Below are 25,531 nucleotides of genomic sequence, written 5' to 3'. Positions count from 1 at the left end.
GGTCAGGTCAGCCGGAAGTCCTCGTGCGGCACCCCGCGCCTCCACACGGCCTCGAAGGCCGAGGTACAGAGAGCCACGGTGTCGGGTTCGGTGCTGACTTCGTCGTCCACGAAGTCGCCCTCGCCGCTGAAGTGGTGGACCAGGAGGTACTGGCCGTCGATGAGCCAGAAGTCGTTGCCCGGGAGCGCCAGATCCGTCGTCTGGCGGCGGGGGAGCCACCGGACCTGTTCGCCGGAAGCGAGGTTCCGGAACGTGATCTCGTGCTCGAAGCGGATGTACTCGCTCGCCGGTTCGGAGACGATGCGGGCTCGTCGCACGTCGACTCCGCGACCGGTGGTCTCCTCGATCAGCTGCAGCCAGGGGCTCCACCATGAGGAGCGGTCGGCCGGATCGTCCCGGTGCCCGCTGAGCCAACGGAGGAACAACGGGTCGTCGCGCATGTAGCCGTCGCGCATCTCAAGGTGGAGCGCCGACCTGGTGCAGCTCCGCAGCAGGTCCTCAAGCGTGGGGGCCACCGCCACCGTTCACCTCCGGGAAGAACCGCATCATGCGCTTGGGGAATTCGATCACGGTCTCGTGCGCGGGGATGTCCATGTGCGTGAGACGTTCCGGGTCGAGCACCTTCCAGCCCTGGAGGATGTAGTTGCCCGTCACGTCGTCGAAGTAGACGGTCGGGGACTTGCCTTCAGGACTGTCAGGGTCTTGGCCGAGCTTGTGCAGCGCCATGATGGGCCTCCTGGTGGCCGGAGTCGATCGCTTCGAACGATCTTCCCGTGGAGATGGCTCTCCGCGCGATGAACTTGCTCGAACTTGCCCGCGGTCGACCAGGTTCCGGATGGACCGCTGCGTCGCGAATCCGTTGGCCGAAGCGACGCGGCGCCCATAAGGGGTGGGCGGCCCCGCGTTGGGTGCGGGGCCGCCCGAGGGTGAGGGGGTGGGGAAGTCTTAGCTCTCTTCGTGCCTTGCGGTTACGAGACTGGCCCGGATCCCATGGCGCCCCCATCGTCAGCCCCGTGGTGAGGAGTTCGCCGGTCAGTGGGGGATCAGGCGGTGCAGGAGGCGGACGTACGGGCTCCAGCGGGCGGGGTGGGGGACGGTGCCGCCGACTGCCCGTACCGCCCGGTCGAGGCAGTCCTCCAGGAGGGCGTCGTGCAGCCAGCGGAAGGCGAGGGGCCAGGCGAGCAGGGCCGGGCCGTGCAGGCGCATGGCGATGGTGTGGCGGAGGACGGTGGTGTCGCCCGCCGGGTGGACGGTGAACTCGTGGTGGCCGTCGAAGCCGCGCGGGCCGTCGAAGCGGAAGCGCACCCGCTGGCCCGGCGCGTAGTCGGAGACGGTGTAGCGGACCGGGCCGTGGCCGCCGGTGGCGCCGGGGGCGAGCGGGCGGTCGAACCGCATCCGGGGCCAGCGCGGGCCCGGCCAGAGCCGGTCGTCGGGGCTCGCGAGGCTGTCGATGAGGGCGCCGACGGTCTCCGCCGGTGCCGGGACGGTGCGTTCGTGGATGTTGAGCACGGCCATGCCGGGGCTCCCCTCCTGGTTTTGGATGATCCCCTCCAATTGAATTGGAGAGTACTTTCTACTACATGCCCAGGCCACCCCGCCATGACGAATCCGCCCTCCTCGACGCCGCCGTACGGCTCGCGGCCGCCGGTGGGCCGGCCGCCGTCACCATGTCCGCCGTCGCCCGGGAGAGCGGCGCGCCCAACGGGTCCGTCTACCACCGCTTTCCCCAACGCGCCGCGCTGCTGGCCGAGTTGTGGCTGCGGACGGTCGAGGAGTTCCAGGACGCCTGCCTGCCCGCCATCGACGCGCACGAGGAGCCGCACCTCGCGGCGGGCGCGCTCGCCCGGCAGGTCGTCGCCTGGTGCCGGGCCCACCGGGAGCGGGCCGTCGTCCTGCTGCACGGCCCGGAGGCCTTCGGTCGGGCGGAGTGGTCCGAGGAGCAGCGGCTGCGCGACCGGCAGGGCGGCCTCCGGGTGCGGGAGGCCCTGGCCGGGCTGGCCGGGCGGCTCGGCGCCGCCACGCCGCTGGACCTCGACCGGGTCACCCTGGCCGTCACCGGCCTGCCGCTCGCCGTCGTCCGCGGCCCCCTGCACGCGGGTGCGCCGCTGCCGCCGCACGCGGAGGAGCTGGCCGAGCAGTCCGCGATCGCCCTGCTGCGGGGCGCCCCCTAGGATCGGTGGATGATCACCGTTCCGGCCGGCCGCGTCACCCTCTCCGACCGTCGTACCCAGCGCAGTTGGGCCGTCGACGTGGCCGCGTACGAGCTGGCGGCCTGTCCGGTGACCCGTGGGCAGTACGAGGGCGCGAGCGGCGACCGGCGGCCCGCGCACAGCGTCTCCTGGTTCGACGCCGTCCACTACTGCAACGAGCTCTCCCGGCGCGAAGGCCTCGCCCCCGCCTACCGGGTGGACGGCGAGGAGGTCTCCTGGGACCGCGCCGCCGGCGGCTACCGGCTGCCCACCGAGGCCGAGTGGGAGCACGCCTGCCGCGCCGGCACGGACGGCCCGCGCTACGGCCCGCTGGACGAGATCGCCTGGCACCGCGGCAATTCGGACGAGCGGCCGCACCCGGTGGGCGAACTGCTCCCCAACGCCTACGGGTTGTACGACCTGCTCGGCAACGTCTGGGAGTGGTGCTGGGAGCGCTACGACCCCGAGGTGTACGGCGACTACCGGGTCCTGCGCGGCGGCGGCTGGTTCGACGAGCACTGGAGCTGCCGCGCCTCCGTCCGCCGCCGCAGCCACCCGACCCTGCGGATCGACGACGTCGGATTCCGGCTCGCCCGCTCGATCGTCAGGTGAAGGCGGCGCCGACGTCGTGCCCGGCGCGGTGAATCGCGAGGCGATGGGGCAGGCGCGGGGCAGGCGCGCGGAATTTCCGACGGAATGAGGAACCGGTGCCACCGGATCCTGCGTTGACGCCGACATGAGCGAAGAAAGCGTCACCCTGCGCCCGATGGTCGAGGCCGACCTCGGCGCCCTCGAGGAGCTGGTGAACGATCCGCAGGCGCTGGGTGAATTCCAGTGGTACGGCTGGCGGGACCCGCAGCGGCACCGTCGTCGCTGGGCGGCGAGCGGGCTGCTGGAGGACGAGCAGGTGATGCTCGCGGTCGTCGTCGACGGCGCGTTCGGCGGCTTCGTCGCCGCCAACCGCAGCGGGGTGCGGCCGTCCGCCCCGTACTGGAGCCTGGGTGTGCAGCTGGTGCCGGGGGCGCGTGGGCGGGGGATCGGCACCCGGGCCCAACGGCTGCTGGTGGACTACCTGTTCGCGCACTCGCCGGTGATGCGGCTGGAGGCGGACACCGAGGCGGGCAACCTGGCGGAGCAGCGCGTCCTGGAGAAGCTCGGCTTCACCCGGGAGGGCGTGCAGCGAGCGGTGACCTTCCGCGGCGGCGAGTGGCGCGACGTCGTCCGGTACAGCCTGCTGCGCACCGACCCGCGTCCCTGACCCGCGTCGCAAAGCGTCCGCAAAACGTCCCTAGGAAACCCCGAACCACTCCTCGGCGAGGGCGTCCAGCGTCCGCGCCGAGGGCTTCAACTCCCGGAGGTACCACGGCAGGTTGCTGTAGACGTGGAGCAGCGTGTACGCCATCAGCAGGCGCGGGTCGACGGCATGGCCGTAGGCGTCCAGCAGGTGGCCGAGCAGGTGCGGGTCGGCCCGGGTGGTGAAGAGGCAGACGGCGACCAGGTCGTAGGCCGGGTCGCCGATCATCGCGGGCTCGAAGTCGAGCAGGCCGGTGAGGCGCCAGCCGTCGGCGGGGTCGGTGAGCAGGTGCTCGCGCATGAACTCGGTGTGCAGCAGCGCGCGCCCGGGGGCGGTGGGGAGCGGGGCGGCGGCGAGGAAGTCCGGGATCTGCTCCAGCCACTCCTCGGCCAGCCCGCGCTCGCGCTGGCGGTCCACCGCGCCCGCCCGTTGGCGCGAGAGGAAGGCCGGCCAGTCGCCGGGGCCGAGGGTGTCGGCGAGCGGTTCGGGGTCGAGGACGTGCAGGGCGGCGAGCGCCTCGCCGCAGCGGCGGGCGATCCGTTCGCGGTCGGGCCGCGGGATGCGCGGCCAGGCCGGGGCGAGGCCCTGCCCGGGCAGCCGGGACATCAGGAGGTAGCGCCAGCCGTTGGCGTCCTCGCCGGCCTGGTGGAGGGTCGGGGTGGGGATCGGCAGGGCGCCGTCCAGCCGGGTGAGCACGCGCTCCTCGACGATGCCGTCCCGGGCGCCGGCCGCCGGGAACAGCTTGAGCACGAGCGCGTCGCCGACCGCGTACACCGGGACGGAGCCTTCCTGGAAGCGCTCCAGGGGCAGGCCGGCGAGGCCCAGCCGGGCGCAGAGCGCCTCCGCGCCGGGGCGCATCACCGTCTCGTCGGGGACGACCGCGTCCCACTCCTTGTCCGTCAGCACCAAGGGCAGCACGGCGGCACCGTAAGCAGGCGGGCACCCGTGGCGCAAAGGCTTTTCAGCGCCCGCTCCGGCGGTCAGCGCCCGCTCCGGCGGTCAGCGCCCGCTCCGGCGGCCAGTGTCGGCTCCGGCGGTCAGCGCCCGCTCCGGCGGGTGCCGCAGGCCTCGACGGCCGGCGGGACCGGCTCGGGCCCGGTGTCCGGGTCGCGGGTGAGCAGGTAGCGGGCGCCGGGGCCGGCCTCGCCGGCGCGGTCGGCGGCGTTGTAGAGGGCGCAGCGGGTCAGCGAGAGGCAGCCGCAGCCGATGCAGCCGGTGAGCTTGGCCTTCAGCCGCTCCAGTTCGGCGATCTGCTCGTCGATCCGGCTCTGCCAGGACCCGGCGACCCGGTCCCACTCGGTGCCGCTGGGGGCCGGGCGCGCGGGGAGGCGGTCGAGGGCGACCCGGGCCTCGTCCAGGGAGAGGCCGACCCGCTGGGCGGCGCGGATGAAGGCGATCCGGCGCAGCGTGCCGCGGGTGTAGCGGCGCTGGCCGCCGGTGGTGCGGGTGGCCTGGATCAGGTCGAGGCTCTCGTAGTAGCGCAGCGCGGAGGGGGCGAGGCCGCTGCGGTCGGCGAGTTGGCCGATGGTGAGCAGGTCGGTGTGGTGCGGGCCGGGGGTCCGACGGCCGTCGGAATGGGCGGTCATGGGAGCCCACTGTAACCGCTTGACCTCAAGCTGGCTTTAAGTTGCACCATCGTGGTCATGACGACGAACGCGACTGCGGGCACCGCCACCGGGGCCCGGTTCGAGGACCTTTCGGCCCTGATGGGCCTGATGACCGGCGACGAGAAGCACGGCCCCGCCGCCACCTCCACGCTGGACGCGATCTGGGTGCTGTACGACCGGGTGCTGCGGGTCACCCCCGCCTCCGCCGAGGCCCAGGACCGGGACCGCTTCCTGCTCTCCAAGGGCCACGGCCCGATGGCCTACTACGCGGTGCTGGCGGCCAAGGGCTTCATCTCCCCGGAGGTGCTGCCGAGCTTCGGCGGCTACGACTCGCCGCTCGGCCGCCACCCGGACCGCACGCTGGTCCCCGGCGTGGAGATCGCCTCCGGCTCGCTCGGGCACGGCCTGCCGCTGGCCGTCGGCACCGCGCTCGGGCTGCGGGCGCAGGGCCTGACCGACCCGGCGGTGTGGGTGCTGGTCGGCGACGGGGAGTTCGACGAGGGCTCCAACGCCGAGGCGGTGGCCTTCGCCGGGGCGTACGGACTGGACCGGCTGCACGTGGTGGTGATCGACAATTCCTCGGCCACGCACGGCTGGCAGGGCGGTATCGCCCAGCGGTTCGCGTCCGAGGGCTGGTCGACCGCGACGGTGGACGGCCGCGACCACGAGGCGCTGCACCGCGCCTTCACCGCCGAGCACCCGGGCCGCCCGCACGTGGTGGTCGCCCGGGTCGAGCCCAGGGACTCCTGAACGGGCGGCCCGCCCCCGCCGGGCCCGACCACCGACCACCCCCGCAACGAAAGGCACTTCACCGATGGACACCATGCGTGACCGCTTCGTGGACGTCACCACCCGCCTGCTGGACGAGGACCCCCGGCTGGCGGTGGTGCTCGCGGACATCACCGCGGCCTCCTTCGCCCCGGCCCAGGAGCGCCACCCCGACCGGGTCGTCAACGTCGGCATCCGCGAGCAGCTGCTGATCGGCGCGGCCGGCGGCCTGGCCCTCACCGGGATGCGCCCGATCGCCCACACCTTCGCCAGCTTCCTGATCGAGCGGCCCTTCGAGCAGGTCAAGCTGGACCTCGTCCACCAGGGCGTCGGCGCCGTGCTGGTGAGCGCGGCGGGCTCGTACGACTTGCCGGCCGGCGGCCGCACCCACATGTCCCCGGGCGACGTCGCCCTGCTGGACACCCTGCCGGACTGGACGGTCCACGTTCCCGGCCACCCGGACGAGGCCGAGCGGCTGCTGCGCCACGCCTACGCGGACGGCGACCGCAACGTCTACGTCCGGCTCTCGGAGCACCGGAACGCGGCCGCGCTCCCGGTCGAGCCGGGCCGCTTCGCCACCGTCCGGACGGGCTCGCGCGGCGTGGTGCTCGCCGTCGGGCCGATGCTGGACGCGGTGCTCGCGGCCACCGGGGGCCTGGACGTCACCGTGCTGTACGCGGCGACGGTGCGCCCCTTCGACGCCGCCGGGCTGCGCGCGGCGCTGGGCGACCGGGCGGACGTGGTGCTGGTCGAGCCGTACCTGGCGGGCACCTCCGCCAACGAGGCGCACGCGGCGCTCGCCGACCGCCCGCACCGGGTGCTGGGCCTGGGCGTGCCGCGTGAGGAGCACCGGCACTACGGCTCGATCGAGGAGCACCTGGCCGCCTACGGCCTGGACGCCCCGTCGCTGCGGGAGCGGATCGGCACCTTCCTCTGGTAGCCGGCCGGGTGAGCCGGTCGGGTCGGCCGACGGCTCAGGTCAGCACGATCGCCACCGCGTCCGCCGCCACCCGCACCGCCGTCCCCTCCAGTTCCGCCGCCCCGAAGGCCGCGACCACCTCGCGCCCGGCGGCCCCCAGCGGCAGCGCGGCCTCCCGCGGCCCGAGGTTGACGGCGATCCGGTACGGCCCCCGGTGCACCACGAGCAGGCCCGCCGCCTCGTCGTGGGTGACCCGTACGGCGCCGAGGTCGGGGTCGGACAGTTCCGGCCGCTCGCGCCGCAGCCGGATTAACGTCCGGTACCAGGCGAGGAGTTCGCTGTGCGGGGCGCGCCGGAGCTCCGTCCAGTCGAGGACCGAGCGCAGCACGGTGGCGGGTTCCTGCGGGTCGGGGACGGCCTCGGCGGCCCAGCCGTGCTCGGCGAACTCCCGCCGCCGGCCCTGTCGGACGGCCTCGGCGAGGTCCGGGTCGGTGTGGTCGGTGAAGTACTGCCAGGGGGTGGCGGCGCCCCACTCCTCGCCCATGAAGAGCATCGGGGTGAACGGCGAGGTGAGCACCAGGGCCGCGCCGCAGGCGAGCCGGCCGGGGGAGAGGCCGGCCGAGACGCGGTCGCCGAGCGCCCGGTTGCCGACCTGGTCGTGGGTCTGGAGGTAGCCGAGCAGCCGGTGGCCCGCGTCGAGCGGGGTGAACGGGCGCCCGTGGGTGCGGCCGCGGAAGGAGGACCAGGTGCCGTCGTGGAAGAACCCCCGGGTGAGCGTCCGGGCGAGGGCGGCGAGCGGCTCGCGGGCGAAGTCCCGGTAGTAGCCGTGGGATTCGCCGGTGAGCGCGCAGTGCAGGGCGTGGTGGAAGTCGTCGCTCCACTGGGCGGTGAGGCCCTGCCCGCCCGCCTCGCGCGGGGTGGTGGTGGCCGGGGTGTTGCGGTCGGACTCGGCGACCAGGAACAGCGGCCGGTTGGTGGCGGCCGCCAACGTCCCGACCTCGGTGGAGAGTTCCTCCAGGAAGTGGACGGCCCGGTCGTCCGCGAGGGCGTGCACGGCGTCCAGCCGCAGTCCGTCGATCCGGTAGTCGCGCAGCCAGGCCAGCGCGCTGCCGATCAGGTAGGCGCGCACCTCGTCCGAGCCGGGCGCGTCCAGGTTGACCGCCGCGCCCCACGGGGTGTGGTGCCGGTCGGTGAAGTACGGCCCGTACGCGGGAAGGTAGTTGCCCGACGGGCCGAGGTGGTTGTGGACGACGTCCAGCACCACGCCGAGGCCCTTGCGGTGGGCGGCGTCCACGAAGCGCTTGAGCCCCTCGGGCCCGCCGTAGGGCTCGTGGACGGCCCAGAGGGAGACCCCGTCGTAGCCCCAGCCGTGCTTGCCGGGGAACGGGCAGACCGGCATCAGCTCGACGAAGTCCACGCCCAACTCGACCAGGTGGTCCAGGTGTTCGGCGGCGGCCTCGAAGGTGCCGCGGGGGGTGAAGGTGCCCACGTGCAGCTCGTACAGCACCGCGCCGGGCAGTGCCCGGCCGTGCCAGCCGGTCCGCGACCAGCGGAACCCGGCGTGGTCCACGGCGCGGCTGGGCCCGTCCGGGCCGTACGGCTGCCGGGCCGAGCGCGGGTCGGGCAGCGGCGGGCCGTCGTCCAGCCGGAAGGCGTAGTCGCCCGCCGGGGCCTCGCCGGACCACCAGCCGTCCCGGTCCGGGCAGCGGGCCAACTCGTGGGCCGTACCGTCGACTTCGACCCGCACCCGGGTGGCGGCGCGGGGCGCCCACACCTGGTAGACCGGCATCAGCCCCTCCTCGTCAGCAGCGCCACCGGCAGCGCCGTCAGCAGCTCCGCGACCGGCACCGCGCCCGCCGGGAAGCCCCGCCCGGTCAGCTCGTCCGTCCACGGCCCGCCCGCCGGCAGCTCCAGCACGGTGTCGCGCCAGCCGCCGGCCCGCTCCAGCCCGTACGGCAGCCGGGTGACGGCGGTGACCACGTCCGCGCCCCGGGCGAAGGCCAGCAGGTGGTCGGCGGCCGGGCCGACGGCGGGCAGCGGGCGGTAGGAGTCGAGCGGCCGGGAGCGGCGCAGGTGCAGGGCGGTGGCGGTGAGGTGCAGCTTCTCCCGGGCGAGGTCGCCGGGGCGTGGTGCGGCCGCGTCGGTGAGCCGCACGGCCAGCGCGCCGAGGTCCACCACGCCCCGGTTGTCCGGGTCCACCAGGGTGTACAGCGGCTCCTCGCCGCCCTGGTAGAGGTCCGGCACGCCCGGCACGGTGAGGTGCAGCAGCGCGGCGGCCAAGGTGTTGGCGCGGGCGTACGGGGCGAGGGCGTGCACGGCGCCCTCGACCCGGGGGAGCAGCCCGGGGTTGCCGTGGACGGAGCGGGCGCGCTGCTCCAGGGCCCGCTCGTAGCGGGGGTCGGGGGTGGTCCAGGAGGTGTGCAGCTTGGCCTCGCGGACGGCCTTGAGCAGGGCGGCGACCAGCCGGTCCGGGTCGATCGGCCAGGCGGCGACCAGGGTGTGCCAGAGCAGCCAGTCGGCGTCCCGGTCGAGGCCGGGCGCGGCGGGGCCCGCCGCGGTGGACCAGGCGTCGACCTCGGCGGCCCAGGCGTCCGGCCGCTCGGCGAGCACGGCGAGCCGGGCCCGGGCGTCGGCGCTGCGCTTGGTGTCGTGGGTGGAGAGCACCGTCATGCCGTGCGGCCAGGTGCGTTCCTGGGCGCGGCACCAGTCGTGGAACTCCGCCGGGTGCAGCCCGGGCCGGGCCGGCTCGCCGCCGACCTCGTTGAGGCCGGGCAGGGCGTTCCAGCGGTAGAAGGCGGTGTCCTCGACGCCCTTGGCGGCCACCGCGGCGGCGGTCTGGGCGAAGCGCGCGCAGAACTCGTCCTTGTCCGCGCCGCGGCCCAGCTCCCCGAGCGCGAGCGCGGCCACCAGCCGGTCGGTCGGGTCGGCGGAGCCGTCCAGGGCGGCCCGCAGCTGCCGCGCCGAGGCGGCCGGGACGGCCTCGCCGGGCCGGGCGTACGGCCGGTACGCCGGGTAGCCGGTGAGCAGCCGGCCGAGCGCCGCGCGCAGCTGCCCCGGCGCGTGGTCGGCGTGCGCGGGCTCGGCGGCGCCGATCCGCAGCGCGATCCGGACCAGCCGCTCGACCTCGGCGGCGAGTTCGCCGTCCGGCCCGGTCATGTCGGCCCGCCCGCGCCGGGCCTCGGCGACCGCGGGGTGCGGGTCCGCGCAGAGGTCCCGGACCGGGCCGCCGTGCAGGAAGGACTCGTACGCCCCGGCCAGCCGGCAGGCGCCCGCGTGGTCGAGGAGCACGCCGTCGATCCGGCGCAGCGCGTCGTAGCCGGTGGTGCCGGCCACCGGCCAGTCCTCGGGCAGCCGCTCCTCGCCGGTGAGGATCTTCTCGACCACCACGTACGCGCCGCCGGTGGCGTCGGCCAGGCGCCGCAGGTAGCCGCGCGGGTCGGCGAGCCCGTCGGGGTGGTCGATCCGGAAGCCGTCCAGGACGCCGTCGGCGTGCAGGGCGAGCAGGACGGCGTGGGTGGCGGCGAACACCTCCGGGTCCTCGGCGCGCAGCGCGATCAGCTCGTTGACGGTGAAGAAGCGCCGGTAGTTGAGCTCGGTGCGGGCCAGGCGCCACCAGGCGAGCCGGTACCACTGGCGGGCGAGCAGCTCCTCCAGCGGGAGCCCGGCGGTGCCGGGGCGCAGCGGCAGCTCGTGCTCGTGGTAGCGCAGGGTGTCGCCGTCCACGGTGAGCCGGTCCAGCACGGCGCCGAGCCGGTCGCCGAGCAGCGGCAGCAGCACCCGTCCGCGCCCGGGGGCGTCGGCGGGGCCCGGCTGGGCGGTCCAGTCGATGTCGAACCAGTGCGCGTACGGCGAGTCGGGCCCGTCGCGCAGCACCTGCCACAGCGGCCGGTTGAGCCGTTCGGGGGCGGGCACGGCCATGTGGTTGGGCACCACGTCGGCGATCAGGCGCAGGCCGTGGCGGTGCGCCTCGGCGGCCAGCGCGCGCAGCGCCGGTTCGCCGCCGAGCTGCTCGCTGATCCGGGTGTGGTCGACGGTGTCGTAGCCGTGGGTGGAGCCGGGGACGGCCTCCAGCAGCGGGGAGAGGTGCAGGTGGGAGACGCCGAGGGCGGCCAGGTAGGGGACGGCGGCGGTGGCGTCGCGGAGGGTGAAGCCGGGTTGGAGCTGGAGGCGGTACGACGACGAGGGGACGGCGGCGGCCGGGCGGGGCTGCGCGGGCTCGGCGGCGGGGGTCATAGCTCCATAGGTACCCGGGGGAGGCCGCCGCCAAGACCCGCTGCTGACCCGAACAGGTGACCGCCCCGGCCGTCCGACGGCGCCACGCGCCCCCGTACGAGCCGGTCCGGGGCCGCCGTCACCGTGCTACGCGGGCCGTTGCAGCACCATCAGCGAGCGGTCGGTGAGCCAGAGGGAGTCCCCGGCCTTGACCCGGGCGCCCGTCCCCGGGGCGGGCAGCCGGGACCGGGCGGTGTCGACCACGACCTGCCACTCCTGCCCGTGGTCGGCGGGCACGGTGAACTCCAGCGGCTCGAAGTGGGCGTTGAACAGCAGCAGGAAGGAGTCGTCGACGATCCGCCCGCCGCGCCGGTCCGGTTCGGAGATCGCGTAGCCGTTGAGGAAGACGGTCAGCGACTTGGCGTAGCTGGCGCCCCAGTTGCGCTTGGTCATCTCCTCCCCGGCCGGGGTGAACCAGGCGATGTCGGTGAGGTCGTCGAACCCGCCGACGGCCGGCCCGCCCGGGCCTTGCGGGCCGGGGCCGTGCCCGCCCCGGCCCGGTACGGCGGAGGCGGGCCCGGCCGCCCCCGGCCGCCCGGACACCGGCCGGCCGTGGAAGAACCGCCGCCGCCGGAACACCGGGTGGTCGCGGCGCAGCCAGATCATCCCCTGGGTGAACTCCAGCAGCCGCGCCTGCGGCCCGTCGTCCTGCGGCCAGTGCACCCAGGTGAGCTCGTTGTCCTGGCAGTAGGCGTTGTTGTTGCCCAGCTGGGTGCGGCCGAGCTCGTCGCCGTGCGAGAGCATCGGCACGCCCTGGGAGAGCATCAGGGTGGCGATGAGGTTGCGCTGCTGGCGCGCCCGCAGCTCCTCGACGGCCGGGTCGGCGGAGGGGCCCTCGACGCCGCAGTTCCAGGAGCGGTTGAAGGACTCGCCGTCCCGGTTCTCCTCGCCGTTGGCCTGGTTGTGCTTCTCGTTGTACGAGACCAGGTCGCGCAGGGTGAAACCGTCGTGGCAGGTCACGAAGTTGATCGAGGCGATCGGCCGGCGGCCGTCGTCCTGGTAGAGGTCGGAGGAGCCGGTGAGCCGGGAGCCGAACTCGGCGAGGGCGGCGGTCTCGCCGCGCCACAGGTCCCGCACGGTGTCCCGGTACATGCCGTTCCACTCCGTCCACAGCGGGGGGAAGTTGCCCACCTGGTAGCCGCCCTCGCCGAGGTCCCAGGGCTCGGCGATCAGCTTGGCCTGGGAGACCACCGGGTCCTGCTGGACCAGGTCGAAGAAGGAGGAGAGCCGGTCCACCTCGTGGAACTGCCGGGCGAGGGTGGCGGCGAGGTCGAAGCGGAAGCCGTCGACGTGCATCTCGGTGACCCAGTAGCGCAGCGAGTCCATGATCAGCTGGAGCACGTGCGGGCTGCGCATCAGCAGGCTGTTGCCGGTGCCGGTGGTGTCCTCGTAGAAGCGCTGGTCCCGGGCGAGGCGGTAGTAGGAGACGTTGTCCAGGCCGCGCAGCGACAGTGTCGGCCCCAGGTGGTTGCCCTCGGCGGTGTGGTTGTAGACGACGTCCAGGATCACCTCGATCCCGGCCGCGTGCAGCGCCTTGACCATGGACTTGAACTCCTGCACCTGCTGGCCGCGGTCGCCGGTGGAGGAGTAGGAGGAGTGCGGGGCGAAGAAGCCGACGGTGTTGTAGCCCCAGTAGTTGGCCAGGCCCAGGTCCCGCAGCCGGTGGTCGCGGACGAACTGGTGCACCGGCATCAGCTCGATCGCGGTGACGCCGAGCTTGGCCAGGTGCTCGATCACCGCCGGGTGGGCCAGGCCCGCGTACGTCCCGCGGATCTCCTCGGGGATGCCGGGGTGCAGCCGGGTGAGGCCCTTGACGTGGGCCTCGTAGATGACGGTGCGGTGGTAGTCGGTGCGCGGCGGGCGGTCGGTGCCCCAGTCGAAGTACGGGTTGATGACCACCGAGTGCATGGTGTGCGGGGCGGAGTCGAGGTCGTTGCGGCGCTCGGGGGCGCCGAAGTGGTAGCCGTAGACCGACTCGTCCCAGTCGATGTGGCCGCTCATCGCCTTGGCGTACGGGTCCAGGAGCAGCTTGGCGCTGTTGTGCCGCTGGCCCAGGCCCGGGTTGTACGGGCCGTGCACGCGGAAGCCGTAGCGCTGGCCGGGCTGGATGCCCGGGAGGTAGGCGTGCCGGACGAAGGCGTCCGTCTCGCGCAGCTCGACGGCCGTCTCGGAGCCGTCCTCGGCGATCAGGCACAGCTCGATCCGGTCGGCGCTCTCGGAGAACACCGCGAAGTTGACGCCGGCCCCGTCGTAGGTGGCGCCGAGCGGGTAGGGAGTACCGGGCCAGACCTGCATGACTCCTCAACTTCCTTGCTGCCGACGGAAACTGACGTGTAGTCCGATGAATGGCCCAGCCGTCCGCCCGGACCCGGACGCTCTCTTCCCGGCCGGACGGCCGGGCATGTGCGCAAGCGTGCGCCGTGACGCACGGCACAGTCGCCGTGACGCGCGGCACAGCGCATACTCCCCGAGCCCTCCCCCGGCGTCCGGGAGATCCGGCCCGGGTTGGGCCGAACGAGCGCCCGTCGGGCATTCGTGTGAAGAGTGCTCCCGGTGGTGCGGGAGAGCCCCCGGGCATCCGGCTGCGGGCGGCTCGCGACGGGCAGTACCCTTGATCGTCCGGCCGCCTGGGCCGACTCCCGACAGCCCGTCAACGGTCCCCGCGCCCGCGGGGGTCGGTGCGGCGACCAGATGAGGTGGCGCATGGTGTTCCCCGCCGGCGGCCGCGGCACCGGGCCCGACGGGCCCGGCCGGGGCGCGGCCCGCAGCGAGGCGCCCACGGTGGTCATGCGCCCCACCCTGACCGGCCGGGCCCTGGTGCCCGCCCAGAGCGGCCCCGTCGAGATACCCGCCCTGGCCTGGTCGGCCGCCGAGTGGGAGGACGCCTACCAGCGGGTCCGGCTGTCCGGCCGCGCCTACGTCTGGCTCAACCTGGTCGAGCAGCGGCTGCGCGCCCTCGTCGACGAGGTGCTGCACCCGATCTACGCCCCCGCCCACGGCGAGGACTGGGTCACCGCCGCCGCAGGCCCGGCCGGCGAGGAGTGGGCGCACCGGGCAGGCGCCGTGCGCGAGGTCAGCCGCCGCAAGGGCTACCTGCTCGACCCCGCCGACGACGACCCGCTGGTCTTCCTCACCCTGCCCCAGCTGCGCGAGCTGATGGTGCAGCACTGGCCCTGCTTCGAGCCGTACCTCGCCGACCGGCGCGAGATCGAACTGGCGCTGGACGAACTGGAGGTGGCCCGGCACGTCGTCTCCCGCAACCGGGTGCTCACCCAGACCGTGCTGGCCCAGACCGAACGCGCCGCCGCCCGGCTGCTGGCCGTGCTGGACGGCGGCGCCGGCGGGGTGCCCGCCGACGTCGTCGAGTCCCTGGTGGCCGGCCGGTACGCGGACGTCGTCGCCGTCCACGCCGACCGGGTCCGGCTCCAGCGCGACCTGCCCGTCGAGGACCTGCTGGACGGCGCCCGGCGCCTGGACGCGCTCGGCATCGGCCTCGGCATGCTCTGCCAGAACTACACCGGCAAGCGCCTGGTGCGCCTCGCCGGCGAAGGCTGCCGGGTCCGGCTGCTCTTCCTCAACCCGGCGAGCAGCGCCGTCCGCCGCCGCGAACGCGAACTCGGCCTCGGGCGCAGCGAGTTGTCCCGCTCCATCGAGATGAACATCATGCACGTACGGCGGGTCCGGGCCCGGCTGCGGGACCAGGGCGGCTTCGAGATCCGGGTCTTCGACGAGACCCCGCGCTTCACCGCCTACCTGGTCGAGGGCCCCCGCACGCCCGGCCAGGCGGGCGGCCGCCGCCAGGGCCGCGACCTCGGCGTCATCCAGCCCTACCTGCGCCGCGCCCGCGGCATGGAGTCCCCGGCCCTGGTGCTGCGCGGCGGCGCCGGCCAGCAGCCCGGCGGCACCGAGCCCGGACTGCTGGAGGTGTACCGCGAGGAGTTCGAGGGCATCTGGGCCGACTCCCGGTCCGTCTCCTAGGCCGGTTGGTCGGGGCGGTGGCGCGGCTGCCAGACTGCGGGCCGTGAACAGCGACCCCGCCTGGATCCTGCGCCCCGCCACCCCCGACGACCTCGAACCCGTCACGGCCCTCAAGGCCCGGGTCATGCGCGCCGACCTGGAACGCCTCGGCCGCTGGGACCCGGCCCGCTCCCGCGAGCGGGTGCGGGCGTCCTTCTCGACCAGGTACACCTCCGTACTCCTGGTCGACCGGGCCTTCGCGGGCTGCGTCACCGTTCGCCCCGACGAGCGGGGCGGACGCCACCTGGAACTGTTCTACCTGGCCCCGCACCTCCAGGGGCGGGGCCTGGGCACCGCCGTCCTGCGCCACCTCCTCGCCGAGGCCGACGCCGCCGGAGAACCGTTTCGCCTCGTCGTCCTCCGCGGCAGCGCCGCCCAGCGGCTGTACGAACGCCACGGCTTCACCGTCGTCCACGAGGACCCGGTCGACGTCCACCTGCACCGCCCCGTCGGCGGGACCGGAGTCCGCGAAGCCGAAGCCCGCGCCGAAGCCCGCGCCGGGGCACGGCGGCTGACGGCGTAACCGACGGCATAACTGGCGGCATAACGATTCCCCCAAACGCCCTGGTCAGGGCCGTGACCCCCGTGGTAGGTGTAGCCCCCGTGAAGATCACGGGGGAGAGCGGGGCCGTACTGCGCCTCGACGACGTACACCGCACCTACGGAACCGGGCCGGAGGCCGTACGGGCACTCAGAGGGGTGGACGTCGAGTTCGCCCGCGGCGGGTTCACCGCCGTCATGGGCCCCTCCGGCTCCGGCAAGAGCACCCTGCTGCAGTGCTGCGCCGGCCTCGACCGGCCCGACAGCGGCCGGGTCACCCTGGACGGGACCGACCTCTCCGGGATGGGCGAGACCGAACTGACGGTGCTGCGCCGCGAACGGATCGGCTTCGTCTTCCAGGCCTTCAACCTGGTCGGCTCGCTCACCGCCGAACAGAACGTCGGCCTGCCGCTGCGGCTGGCCGGCCGCCGACCCGACCCCGCGCAGGTGCGCCGGGCCCTCGCCCAGGTCGGCCTCGGCGAGCGCACCGGACACCTGCCCTCCCAGCTCTCCGGCGGCCAGCAGCAGCGCGTCGCCATCGCCCGCGCCCTGATCACCCGGCCCCGGATGCTGTTCGCCGACGAGCCGACCGGCGCCCTCGACTCCGCCAGCAGCCGGGACGTCCTCGCCCTGCTGCGCGACCTCGTCGACCGCGAGGGCCAGAGCACCGTCATGGTCACCCACGACCCCGTCGCCGCCGGCTACGCCGACCGCGTCCTCTTCCTCGCCGACGGCCGGATCGTCGACGACCTGCCCCGCCCCACCGCCCAGCAGGTCGCCGAGCGGATGACCGCCCTGGAGACGGCGGCATGACCGCACCGCTCACCCTGCTGCCCGTCGCCGCCGCGAGCCTGCGCCGCCGCAAGGCCGCCTTCGCCGGCTCCTACGTCGCCCTCACCCTCGGCGTCCTGCTCGTCGCCACCACCGGCAGCCTGCTGAACGAGACCGCCGGCGACGACTCCCCGCTCGGCGCGCCCTCCCTGCACAAGGTGCTCCAGTTCACCGCCGCGATGGCCGCCTTCGTCGCGGTCTTCGTCGTCGCCGGAACCTTCGCCTTCGCCGTCGCCCAGCGCCGCCAGGAGATCGCGATGCTGCGCGCCGTCGGCGCCACACCGCGGCAGATCGTCCAGCTGATCACCGGCGAGGCCGCCGTCGTCGCCCTCGCCGCCGCTGTCAGCGGCTGCCTGCTCTCGCTGCCCGGCGCCCCCGCCCTCGCCGCCTGGCTGGCCGCCCGCGGCGCCGCCCCCGACGGGTTCACCGCGCGCCCCGCCGCCGGGCCGATGCTGCTCGCCGCCGCCGTCGGCCTGCTCGTCGCCCTGCTCGGCGCCGTCACCGCCGCCCTGCGGGCCGGCCGGGTGCGCGCCGTCGAGGCGCTCGGCGACGCCGCCGCCGACCGCAAGGTCATGACCCCGCTGCGCTGGACCGGCGCGCTGCTCGGCCTGACCGCCCTGGCCGCCACCGTCGGCTACTACCTGGCCGCGCCCACCCTGCCCGCCGCCCCCGGCGACCAGCCCGCCGACCCGCAACTCGCCTCCCAGTGGGTCCTCGGCGCCGACCTGCTCGCCATCACCGCGCTCGCCCTGTTCGCACCGGCCGTCGTACCGCCGCTGCTGCGGCTGCTCAGCGCCCCGCTCACCCGGGCCGTCGCCGCCGCCCCGCTGCTCGCCCGGCAGAACGCCCTCACCGCCGTGCGCCGCACCGTCTCCACCGCCACCCCGGCCTTCCTCACCATCGCGCTCACCGGCACCGTGATCGGCTCCACCGCCGCCTTCGCCGACGCCATGACCGCCCAGAACCGGGCCACCGCCGCCGCCCGGTACGTGCTGCGCCCCGGCGCCGCCCCGCTGCCCGCCGACGCCGCCCGCCGGCTCACCGCCGCCCGGCCCGACCTGCACGCCACCGCCACCACCGCCACCGTGGTCACCGGCCTCGGCGCCGCCACCGCCGACTTCGACGACCACGGCGAGGACTCGCCCGCGAGCGTGCCCTCCGCCGCCACCGTCGTCGACGGCGACCTCGCCACCGCCTGGACCCTGCCCGCCGTCGACGGCAGCGCCGCCGACCTGCACGGCGCCACCCTCGCCGCCTCCACCGACCAGGCCTGCGGCCACGGCTGGAAGCTCGGCGACCAGGTCAACCTGCGCCTCGCCGACGGCACCGTCACCAGCCTGCGGCTCGCCCTGGTCTACCGCACCCAGCTCGGCCTGGACGAGGTCCTGCTCAGCGGCGAGGCCGCCGCCGGCCACCTCGCCGACGCCCGCCCCGCCGCCGTCCACCTCGACGCCGAACCGGCCGACCGGCTCGGCGGCACCCTCACCGACGCCCGCGACCCAGGACCCGACCCCGGCGCCCACTACGCCTGGATCGCCACCACCACGATCCTCGGGCCCGCCCTGCTCTATGCGCTGATCGCCATCGTCAACACCATGGTGATGAGCACCGCCGACCGCCGCCGCGACTTCGCCGTCCTGCGGCTGGCCGGGACGGTGCGCCGCCAGGTGACGTGGATGGTCGCACTGGAGGCCGTCCTGGTCGTCGCCACCGCCGCCCTGCTCGCCCTCGCCGTCACCGCGCTCACCCAGTACGGCACCACCGCGCTGCTCGACCACCGCGTCCTGGCCGGCCAGGCCGCCGTCCCCCTCCGCCTGCCCTGGACCCCGCTCGCCGCGAGCACCCTCCTGTGCCTGCTGCTCGCCGTCGCCTCCAGCGTCCTCCCCACCCGCCTCGCCCTCCCCACCCGGCCCCCGGCCCGGTAGCGCGTGCCTCCCGTCACGCCCGGCCGGGTCGGGCGTGACGGGTTGTCAGTACGTCCACGGGTTCAGCACGGTCGCACCGGTCCGCGCCAGGTGCTTGACGTTGCGGCTGACGAGCGTCCAGCCGTTCGCGATGGCCGTGGCCGCGATCAGCGCGTCGGGCGGATCGATGGTGGCCCCGAGGCTCTTGAGTCGACGGTGAACGGAGAGGTATGCGGCGGCCTCCCGCTCTCCGATGACGGCGATCCGCCCCTCGTACTCCGCCCGGAGGCCGTCGAGGACCCGTCCGAGAGCGGCCTGACGCACCGGGTCGGAGACGGCTCTGACGCCTGCCTCGATCTCCGCGACGGTGATGACGCTGAGGGAGTGCTCGGTGGCCGGGACGGACCGGGCCCATGCGATGACGGCGGGGGCCGGCTTCGGCCGCGTGGTGATTTCGGCGACCACGTTCGTGTCCAGCAGATAGGTCACTCGGGGTCCCCCTCGCCGTCGTAGGAGCGCGCCCCGAACTCCAGCCCGTCGAAGGGCGTCGTCAGGAGGAAGTCCAGGAAGCCGTCGGTGCCCAGCGTCGCCCAGCGGTGCAGCATCGCGGGAAGCGCGTCGATGTCGGTGTCGGCGAGCTCGGCGTCGAAGTGTTCGACCTGGTCCTCGGGCAGTGACCCGCGGATCTCTCTGATGGTCCGCAGCGGATGGGGCTCGTCGTGCCGGTGAGGGGGCACGGGCAGGTTCGGGGCGGTACTCATGGTCGGCTCCTTCGTGCGGGTCCGAGGGACAGCGTAGGGCGACCGGGTCCATGATCGGGCTCCCCGCGGGACGGGTTGTCGGTGGGGCGGGTGATGATAGGGGCTGTTTCGAGAGGCAGGACGGAAGGACACACCTGATGAGCTGGTGGCAGCAGCCACTGGTCGGCTTCGACCTGGAGACCACGGGCACCGACCCGGCCGTGGACCGCATCGTCACGGCCGCGCTCGTGGACACCGTCGGGGCCGCCCGGGTGGACGCCGCGCACTGGCTGATCGACCCGGGGGTGCCGATACCCGCCGAGGCGGAGGCGATCCACGGGATCGGGGACGAGGTGGCGCGGAGCAAGGGCAGGCCGGCGAAGGAGGCGGTGGAGGAGATAGCCGCCGCGCTGTGCGAGCGGATCGCCGCCGGGCGGCCGGTCGTGGCGTTCAACGCGCCGTTCGACCTGTCGCTGCTCGACGCCGAGCTGCGCCGGCACGGGCTGGCGACGCTCGCCGAGCGCCTCGGGCGGCCGGTCGGGCCGGTGCTGGACGCGCTGGTGATCGACCGGGCCGTGGACAAGTACCGCAAGGGCTCGCGCACCCTGCAACGGGTCTGCGAGCTGTACGGGGTGGAGCTGACGGACGCCCACGAGGCGGGCAGCGACGCGCTGGCCGCCGTCCGGGTCGCCGTCGCGCTGGCCGGGCGCTACCCGGCCGAGGTGGGGGCGGTGCCGCTCGCGGAACTGCACCGTCGGCAGATCGACTGGTACCGGCAGTGGGCCGAGGGCCTCCAGGCCTGGCTGCGCCGCGGCAAGGACCCGCAGGCGGTGGTCGACCCGCGCTGGCCCGCCCGGTGAGGCCCGCCGGCCGCGTCCCCGACCTCACGGGACGGAACACCTAGGCCTGCGGTCGGACACCCTCCGGCGGGGGCACGATGGCGGCCTCGGCGGTGTCCGGTGCGAGCGGGTCGTAGCGGACGGTCATGAGCTGTCCGACCCTCGGCGCGAGGTAGGCCTGGATGCGGATCGCGCAGACCAGGCTGCGCTGGACGCCGTCGGGGGTCGTGTAGCCGACGGTGAGCCGGAACTGGGGCTGGGCGTAGCCGCTGGGCTCGCCGGGTTGGACGGCGGTGACGGTGCCGACGGTGCTCACCCCGTGGGCGGCGAGCCGGTCGGCGACCGTCCGGGCGGCGCGGTACGCGCGGTGCTGCGCGCGGAGCCGGGACTCGGAGTGGACGACCAGCGGCAGGGTGAGCGCTGCCAGGATCACGAGGGCGGGCAGGGCGGGCCGGTACGGTCCGCCGGGGCCGAAGGCCGCGCCGAGCGGCCCGAGCAGCAGGGCGAGGAACAGCACGCCGCCGGGGGGAAGCCGGTTCGGGGCCCCGGCTCCGGGGGAGCGGCCGACCCGGCCCGCCGCCAGCATGCCGGTCAGCCAGCAGAACAGGGCGCCGGCCCAGTACGCCTGGGTGGCGGCCGAGCCGAGGCAGAGCTGCTGGGTGCAGGTCTCCGGCTCCCGGTAGGCGACCACCCCGGCCGCGAACAGCCGGCCGGCCAGCGCGCACAGCGCCAGCAGGAGCAGCGCCGCGACCGCCCGGCCGAAGCCCAGGCGCGGTTCCAGGTAAGGGAGTTGCTTGCTCGACGGGGGACCGGCAGTCATGCCCGGAGGCTAGTGCGACGGCCGGGGCGGGCGGTACGCGCGCCCGCCGTCCGGTCGGTGAACGAGGGGGAAACTCCGCGGCGGCGGGCCCCGACGGCCCTACGCGGCAGGGAAGTCGAAGGTGTAGCCCTGGGCGACCAGCCAGGGCAGCAGCTGCTTGAGCGCGGCCACGGTCTGGCCGCGGTCGCCGCCCCCGTCGTGCATCAGGACCACGCCGCCGGGCTTGAGCTGCTTCTGCACGGCCGAGACGATCGCCGGCGTCCCCGGGCGGGCCCAGTCGCGCGGGTCGACGGACCAGCCGAGCGAGGACATCCCGAGGCTCGCGGTGATGTGCTCGTTGTCGGCGTTGAAGCCGCCGCCCGGGGCGCGGAACCAGCCGACCTCGGTGCCGGGGCCGCCCGCCTGGAGGATCATGTTCCGGGCGGCGGTGATCTCGTACGCGGCCTTGTCGTGGGGGAGCTTGGCGAAGGGCTGCGGGTGGTGGACGCTGTGGTCGCAGAGCCGGTGCCCGGCGGCCAGGATCCGCTTGACCATGGCGGGGTTGGCGGCGGCGTTCTGGCCGATCTGGCAGAAGGTGGCCTTGGCGTGGTACTGGGCCAGCAGGTCGAGGATCTGGCCGGTGGCGGGGCCGGGGCCGTCGTCGAAGGTGAGCGCGACGGTGCGGCCGCCGGAGGCGGTGGAGCCGATCACGGTGCCCGCCCCGGTGTGCGGGGGCGGCGCGGCGGGCGAGGACGGGTCGGCGGCCGGTGCGGTCGGGGTGGCCGGTGCGGTGGGCGTGGCGGAGAGGGGGGTGCCGGTGGCCGCGGTCGGGTGCGGCTTGGCCGGCGCCGACGGGGAGGAGGGGGAGGCGGCCGGGGAGCCCGCGCCCGGCGGCACGGCGTCGGAGCCGGGGGTCGGCGTGAGGGCGGTCGCCGCCGTCCCGCTCGGCCGGGCGTCGGCCGGGGACGCCGTCCCGGAGGTCGCCGCCGCGCTCGGCGGCTGGAGCGCCCCGCTGGCGGTCCCGCACGCGGCCAGCCCCAGGGTGGCGGCCACCGCGGCACAGCCCGCGAGCAGCCGGCGCCGGGATCGGGACAGTCGGTTCGGGGCGGAGGGGCGGCGGGCGGTCCGGTGCATGGCGGCGGCTCCTGAGGTGCGAGTACGGTGCCGATCTCTCGGGTCAGGATGACTGTCCGATAGGACGCCGATCGTACGTGCACCGGTTGCCGACCGGACCGAACCGCCGTAAGAGTCTTCTCACACTCGCCCCGGTGGCGGCCCCGCGCCGCCGCGGGTACCGGAGGCGCCCGTCAGAACGGGTACCAGCGCACCTCGGTGGCCCCGTCCCGCAGCGAGTCGACCCGGCGCCGGAACTCCTTCAGCGCGGCCGGGTTGCTGGCCGCCTGCTGCGCCACCCAGGAGGCGCTGGCCGTCTCCCGGGCGCCGCGCAGCACCGTGAAGCCCGGCCACTCGCGCACGTCCCAGCCGTACGCCTCGGTGAACGCGCGGTACTCCTCGGCGGGCACGCCGTACCGGTCCTGGCTGAGCGCGAGGACCACCAGGTCGTGCTCGCGCAGGTCGTTCGCCATGAACTCCAGGTCGAGCAGCACCGGCCCGTCCGGGCCGACGTGGATGTTGCGCGGCAGCGCGTCGCCGTGGATCACCCCGGGGTGCAGCCGCGGGACGAGGTCGGGCAGGGCAGCCTCGAAGGCGTTGCGGCGGTGGCGCAGGAAAGCGACGTCCGCCGGGTCGACGTGGCCCTCGGCGGAGGCCAGCCAGCGCTCGACCGGGGCCAGCAGGTCGCGCCGGCCGAGCGTGAAGGGCGGCGGCGGCAGCTGGTGCAGGGCGCGCAGCAGCGGGGCGAGGTCGACCGGGCGGGCGGGCCGGACGGCGGGCGCGAGCCGGTGCCAGAAGGTGACGGGGTGGCCGTCGGCCAGCTGCGGCTCGGGCGCCACCGCGTCGTACGGGCGGACCACCGGCACGTCCTGGCCGGCCAGCCAGTGGGCGAGCGCCAGCTCCCGGTGCGCCCGGTCGTACAGCTCGGGACCGCGGCCGACCTTGGCGACCACGGCCGGGTCGCCGAGGTCGAAGACGGCGTTCTCGCCGAGCGCGAGCAGTGTGGCCCCGTCGGGGGCGGCCAGCCCGGCCGACTCGCAGGCCTGGGCGAGGAGCAGCCGGGCGCGGCCCTCGTCGAAGGGGATCATGACTGGGGTTCCCATTCCGCCGACGTTCATCCGGGGGACCCCGGACGGTGATCATCATGACGCACGGACGCCGGGCCCCGCGCGCTGCGGGGCCCGGCACCGGACGCGTCGGGCGGGTGGGACAAGCCGGACAGGTCGGACGGGTCGGACAGGTCGAACGGGTCGGGGAGGCCGGGGAGGCTCAGACCCCGGCCCGGCGGTGGCGGGCCCCCTCCGTCGGCCCGGCCGGCTGGGCGGGCAGGCCCCGGTCGGCGTCGGCCGGCGGGAGGGGCTCGCCGTGCGAGAGGTCCGGCAGCCAGTTCAGCCAGCGCGGCAGGTACCAGTTGCGGTCGCCCAGCAGGGTCATCACCGAGGGCAGCAGCACCCCGCGGATCACCGTGGCGTCGATCAGCACCGCGACCGCGAGGCCGACGCCCATCTGCTTCATCACCTGCATGGACAGCGAGCCGAAGACCGAGAACACCGCCACCATGATCACCGCGGCGCTGGTGACCACCCCGGCCGTGGAGCGGATGCCGTCGGCGATCGCGGCCCGGGTCGGCAGGCCGCGGTCGTGGCCCTCCTTGATCCGGGAGACCACGAACACGTGGTAGTCCATCGAGAGCCCGAAGAGGATCACGAAGAGGAACAGCGGCACCCAGGACTCCACCGCGCCGACCCCGGCGGTGCCCAGCAGCGAGGCGCCCACGCCGTGCTGGAAGACCAGCGTCAGCACCCCGTACGCGGCGCCGACCGAGAGCAGGTTGAGCACCACGGCGGTGGCCGCGACGACCGGGGAGCGGAAGGTGGTGAGCATCAGCAGGAAGGCGAGGGCGACCACGAAGCCGAAGACCAGCGGCATCGAGTCGCCCATCTTCCGGTTGAAGTCGTACGACCCGGCGGTGTCGCCGGTGACCGGGGCCTCGGTGCCGGGCACCGTGAGGACGGTGGCGGGCACCAGCTCCTCGCGCAGGGTCCGCAGGGCGTCGTTGCTGGTGGCGTCGTTGCCGGTGCCGTTGAGCGGGATGTCGACGGTGGCGACGTTCCTGTCGGCGTGCACCGTGACCTCCACCGGTCCGTGCATCCGCCCGCTCGCCAGGGCCTTCGCCTTGAGGTCGCCGATCGCGGCGGTCATCGCGGGGGAGTCGATGTCGGCGGCCTTGATCACGACGGTGGCGGGGGCGGGGCTGCCGGGGAAGGCGGCCTCGATCTTCTGCGAGGCGGCGACCAGGGCGTTGCCCGCGGGCAGCTGCTGCTGGAAGGTCAGCTTGGCGGTGTGCATGGTGAGCAGCGGCGCGGCCAGGGCCAGCAGGAAGGCGCCGGCGAGCAGGGTGGCGGCCAGCGGGCGGCGCAGCACCGGGGTCAGCACCGCGTTCCAGAAGCGTCCGCCGGTCCGTGCGGCGTCCGGGCGGCGCAGCTTGGCGAGGAACGGCACCCGGCCCTTCTCGACCCGGTCGCCGAGCATCGACAGCAGCGCCGGCAGCACGGTGAGCGAGCCGAGCACGGCGGTGATCACGACCAGGATGGTGGCGAAGGCCATCGCCTTGAAGGTGGCGATCCCGGTGAGGAACATCCCGGCCATGGCGACCACCACGGTGACGCCGGAGACCAGCACCGCCCGGCCGCTGGTGGCGGCGGCCACGGCCAGCGCGGTGGCGGCGTCGCGCCCGGCGGCCCGCTCCTCGCGTTCGCGGCGCAGGTAGAAGAGGCAGTAGTCGACGCCGACGGCGAGGCCGACCAGCAGCATCACCGAGGAGGCGTCGCCGCTGGTGTGCAGGAAGCCGCTGCCGAGCGCGACCAGTCCGGCGGCCGCGACGAAGGCGGTGAGCGCGAGCACCACCGGCAGCACGGCGGCGACCAGCGCGCCGAAGGCGACCAGCAGGATGCCGAGGGCGAGCGGCACGGCCGTCCACTCGGCGCGGGCGAAGTCGTTCCCGACCTGGTCCCGCATCCACTTGCCGGAGCTGGCGTCGCCGAGCTGGACGACGGTGAGGTCCGGGTGCTGCCTCTGCACGCCGGCCACCGCGTCCAGCACCGGCTGGACCTGGTCGGCGGCCTCGGTGCGGTCGCCCTTGAGGGTCAGCGTCACGAGCGCGGAGTGGCCGTCGGCGGAGACCGCCTTGGTGTCGTACGGCGAGCGGACCTCGGCGGCCCGGCCGGTGCCGTTCACGGCGGCGACCACCTGGCCGACGGCGGTGCGGAACTCCGGGTCGTCGGCGGTGCGGGTGGCGCTCTGGACCAGGACGGTCTCGCCGGCCGGGCTCTTCAGCCCGGCCTCGTCGAGGATCCGCGCGGCCCGGGAGACCTGCCCGGGGACCGACTCGGCGTCGGTGATCCTGACGCTGCCGTGGGCGGAGCCGAGCGCGGCGGCCAGGACGACGAAGAGCAGCCAGCCGAACACGGCGGTCTTGCGGTGCCGGGCGCTCCAGGCGCCCATCGCGGCCGCCAGGCCGAGTCTGGACTTCACGGGCTTCACGGTGGTTTCCCCCCTGGGAGAGCGGCGGTCGTCGCCGGACGGGAGCGGCGGGGGCCCTGGGTCGGGGGACCGCCGGTCTGGGGTGCGCCGGCTGCGCTCCGGCGTCCCGATCGACAGTAGGGAAGCCGGTCCTGACGGGTAATCCGGCTGGCGGGT

At 74.9% G+C, this 25,531-nt stretch carries 24 protein-coding genes; 10 read left to right on the top strand and 14 right to left on the bottom strand.

Translation table 11 applies throughout. The annotated features are described in order from the left end of the window. Positions 1–2 precede the first annotated feature (2 nt). The 3 genes from ACFVU7_RS00415 to ACFVU7_RS00405 all read right to left on the bottom strand — a co-directional run bounded on the left by ACFVU7_RS00415 (position 3) and on the right by ACFVU7_RS00405 (position 1,515). Positions 3–515 (bottom strand): DUF6879 family protein, encoded by a 513-nt coding sequence (locus tag ACFVU7_RS00415; RefSeq protein WP_074001204.1) that lies wholly within the window; start codon positions 513–515, stop codon positions 3–5. Continuing rightward, positions 499–726, bottom strand: a complete 228-nt coding sequence (locus ACFVU7_RS00410; protein WP_388043568.1) for a hypothetical protein — start codon at positions 724–726, stop codon at positions 499–501. Before ACFVU7_RS00410 ends, ACFVU7_RS00415 begins: the two co-directional genes overlap by 17 nt. A gap of 306 nt (positions 727–1,032) precedes the next feature. Beyond that, positions 1,033–1,515, bottom strand: coding sequence for an SRPBCC family protein (locus tag ACFVU7_RS00405; RefSeq protein ID WP_388043566.1), 483 nt, complete (start codon positions 1,513–1,515; stop codon positions 1,033–1,035). Positions 1,516–1,580: 65 nt separating this feature from the next. Between ACFVU7_RS00405 and ACFVU7_RS00400 the strand changes: the two genes are divergently transcribed. The 3 genes from ACFVU7_RS00400 to ACFVU7_RS00390 all read left to right on the top strand — a co-directional run bounded on the left by ACFVU7_RS00400 (position 1,581) and on the right by ACFVU7_RS00390 (position 3,447). Next, positions 1,581–2,171, top strand: coding sequence for a TetR/AcrR family transcriptional regulator (locus tag ACFVU7_RS00400; protein WP_388043564.1), 591 nt, complete (start codon positions 1,581–1,583; stop codon positions 2,169–2,171). Between the two features lie 9 nt (positions 2,172–2,180). Continuing rightward, positions 2,181–2,801: a formylglycine-generating enzyme family protein gene (locus tag ACFVU7_RS00395; RefSeq protein ID WP_388043563.1), complete on the top strand. Its 621-nt coding sequence runs from the start codon at positions 2,181–2,183 to the stop codon at positions 2,799–2,801. A 124-nt stretch (positions 2,802–2,925) separates the two neighbouring features. Then, a complete protein-coding gene (locus ACFVU7_RS00390) occupies positions 2,926–3,447 on the top strand; it encodes a GNAT family N-acetyltransferase (RefSeq protein ID WP_387966475.1) in 522 nt (173 codons plus the stop codon). A 30-nt stretch (positions 3,448–3,477) separates the two neighbouring features. On the opposite strand, the gene ACFVU7_RS00385 is transcribed toward ACFVU7_RS00390, so the two are convergent. Then, entirely contained in the window at positions 3,478–4,401 is a 924-nt protein-coding gene (locus tag ACFVU7_RS00385) for a phosphotransferase family protein (RefSeq protein WP_388043561.1), read from the bottom strand. A gap of 119 nt (positions 4,402–4,520) precedes the next feature. Further along, a complete protein-coding gene (soxR, locus tag ACFVU7_RS00380; RefSeq protein WP_388043560.1) occupies positions 4,521–5,069 on the bottom strand; it encodes a redox-sensitive transcriptional activator SoxR in 549 nt (182 codons plus the stop codon). Positions 5,070–5,126: 57 nt separating this feature from the next. Between soxR and ACFVU7_RS00375 the strand changes: the two genes are divergently transcribed. Continuing rightward, positions 5,127–5,840 carry a thiamine pyrophosphate-dependent enzyme gene (locus tag ACFVU7_RS00375; RefSeq protein WP_388043558.1) on the top strand — a complete coding sequence of 238 codons (714 nt, stop codon included), beginning with the start codon at positions 5,127–5,129 and terminating at the stop codon, positions 5,838–5,840. A gap of 64 nt (positions 5,841–5,904) precedes the next feature. Next, complete coding sequence (locus ACFVU7_RS00370; RefSeq protein WP_388043556.1) at positions 5,905–6,798, top strand: transketolase family protein; 894 nt, start codon at positions 5,905–5,907, stop codon at positions 6,796–6,798. Positions 6,799–6,832: 34 nt separating this feature from the next. On the opposite strand, the gene treZ is transcribed toward ACFVU7_RS00370, so the two are convergent. The 3 genes from treZ to glgX form a co-directional block, all read right to left on the bottom strand. Beyond that, positions 6,833–8,566 (bottom strand): malto-oligosyltrehalose trehalohydrolase, encoded by a 1,734-nt coding sequence (gene treZ, locus ACFVU7_RS00365; RefSeq protein ID WP_388043553.1) that lies wholly within the window; start codon positions 8,564–8,566, stop codon positions 6,833–6,835. Continuing rightward, positions 8,566–11,010: a malto-oligosyltrehalose synthase gene (gene treY / locus ACFVU7_RS00360; protein ID WP_388043551.1), complete on the bottom strand. Its 2,445-nt coding sequence runs from the start codon at positions 11,008–11,010 to the stop codon at positions 8,566–8,568. Before treY ends, treZ begins: the two co-directional genes overlap by 1 nt. A 126-nt stretch (positions 11,011–11,136) precedes the next feature. Then, positions 11,137–13,344, bottom strand: a complete 2,208-nt coding sequence (glgX, locus tag ACFVU7_RS00355; RefSeq protein ID WP_049657607.1) for a glycogen debranching protein GlgX — start codon at positions 13,342–13,344, stop codon at positions 11,137–11,139. 408 nt (positions 13,345–13,752) lie between these two features. Here glgX and ACFVU7_RS00350 point away from each other — a divergent pair, with 408 nt between their 5' ends. The 4 genes from ACFVU7_RS00350 (at position 13,753) to ACFVU7_RS00335 (ending at position 18,362) form a co-directional block, all read left to right on the top strand. Next, positions 13,753–15,027 (top strand): SAV2148 family HEPN domain-containing protein, encoded by a 1,275-nt coding sequence (locus tag ACFVU7_RS00350; RefSeq protein WP_063780326.1) that lies wholly within the window; start codon positions 13,753–13,755, stop codon positions 15,025–15,027. A gap of 43 nt (positions 15,028–15,070) precedes the next feature. Beyond that, the gene (locus tag ACFVU7_RS00345; protein ID WP_388043548.1) at positions 15,071–15,589 is read left to right on the top strand and encodes a GNAT family N-acetyltransferase; all 519 of its coding nucleotides are present in this window, start codon (positions 15,071–15,073) and stop codon (positions 15,587–15,589) included. Positions 15,590–15,675: 86 nt separating this feature from the next. Then, on the top strand, positions 15,676–16,419 hold the full coding sequence (locus tag ACFVU7_RS00340) for an ABC transporter ATP-binding protein (RefSeq protein WP_369808346.1): 744 nt from the start codon (positions 15,676–15,678) through the stop codon (positions 16,417–16,419). Next, a complete protein-coding gene (locus ACFVU7_RS00335) occupies positions 16,416–18,362 on the top strand; it encodes an FtsX-like permease family protein (RefSeq protein ID WP_388043546.1) in 1,947 nt (648 codons plus the stop codon). Before ACFVU7_RS00340 ends, ACFVU7_RS00335 begins: the two co-directional genes overlap by 4 nt. A 45-nt stretch (positions 18,363–18,407) precedes the next feature. Here the strand turns inward: ACFVU7_RS00335 and ACFVU7_RS00330 are convergent, their stop codons facing one another. Next, on the bottom strand, positions 18,408–18,830 hold the full coding sequence (locus ACFVU7_RS00330) for a type II toxin-antitoxin system VapC family toxin (RefSeq protein ID WP_049659493.1): 423 nt from the start codon (positions 18,828–18,830) through the stop codon (positions 18,408–18,410). Beyond that, on the bottom strand, positions 18,827–19,102 hold the full coding sequence (locus tag ACFVU7_RS00325) for a hypothetical protein (protein ID WP_049659491.1): 276 nt from the start codon (positions 19,100–19,102) through the stop codon (positions 18,827–18,829). The genes ACFVU7_RS00330 and ACFVU7_RS00325 overlap by 4 nt, the downstream gene beginning before the upstream one ends. A 137-nt stretch (positions 19,103–19,239) precedes the next feature. Here ACFVU7_RS00325 and ACFVU7_RS00320 point away from each other — a divergent pair, with 137 nt between their 5' ends. Beyond that, positions 19,240–19,941, top strand: coding sequence for an exonuclease domain-containing protein (locus ACFVU7_RS00320; protein WP_049659490.1), 702 nt, complete (start codon positions 19,240–19,242; stop codon positions 19,939–19,941). A gap of 40 nt (positions 19,942–19,981) precedes the next feature. Here ACFVU7_RS00320 and ACFVU7_RS00315 read toward each other — a convergent pair whose 3' ends face one another. The 4 genes from ACFVU7_RS00315 to ACFVU7_RS00300 all read right to left on the bottom strand — a co-directional run bounded on the left by ACFVU7_RS00315 (position 19,982) and on the right by ACFVU7_RS00300 (position 25,336). Further along, positions 19,982–20,740, bottom strand: a complete 759-nt coding sequence (locus ACFVU7_RS00315) for a DUF3592 domain-containing protein (protein ID WP_388043544.1) — start codon at positions 20,738–20,740, stop codon at positions 19,982–19,984. Between the two features lie 99 nt (positions 20,741–20,839). After that, positions 20,840–21,853 (bottom strand): polysaccharide deacetylase family protein, encoded by a 1,014-nt coding sequence (locus ACFVU7_RS00310; protein WP_388043542.1) that lies wholly within the window; start codon positions 21,851–21,853, stop codon positions 20,840–20,842. Between the two features lie 173 nt (positions 21,854–22,026). Then, positions 22,027–22,935, bottom strand: a complete 909-nt coding sequence (locus ACFVU7_RS00305) for a phosphotransferase enzyme family protein (protein ID WP_241852726.1) — start codon at positions 22,933–22,935, stop codon at positions 22,027–22,029. Positions 22,936–23,101: 166 nt separating this feature from the next. Then, positions 23,102–25,336, bottom strand: coding sequence for an MMPL family transporter (locus ACFVU7_RS00300; protein WP_388044150.1), 2,235 nt, complete (start codon positions 25,334–25,336; stop codon positions 23,102–23,104). Between the last annotated feature and the right edge of the window lie 195 nt (positions 25,337–25,531).

The organism is Kitasatospora sp. NPDC058046 (assembly GCF_042885595.1).
Classification (GTDB): Bacteria; Actinomycetota; Actinomycetes; order Streptomycetales; family Streptomycetaceae; genus Kitasatospora.
This window is presented reverse-complemented; position numbering and strand designations above follow the sequence as displayed.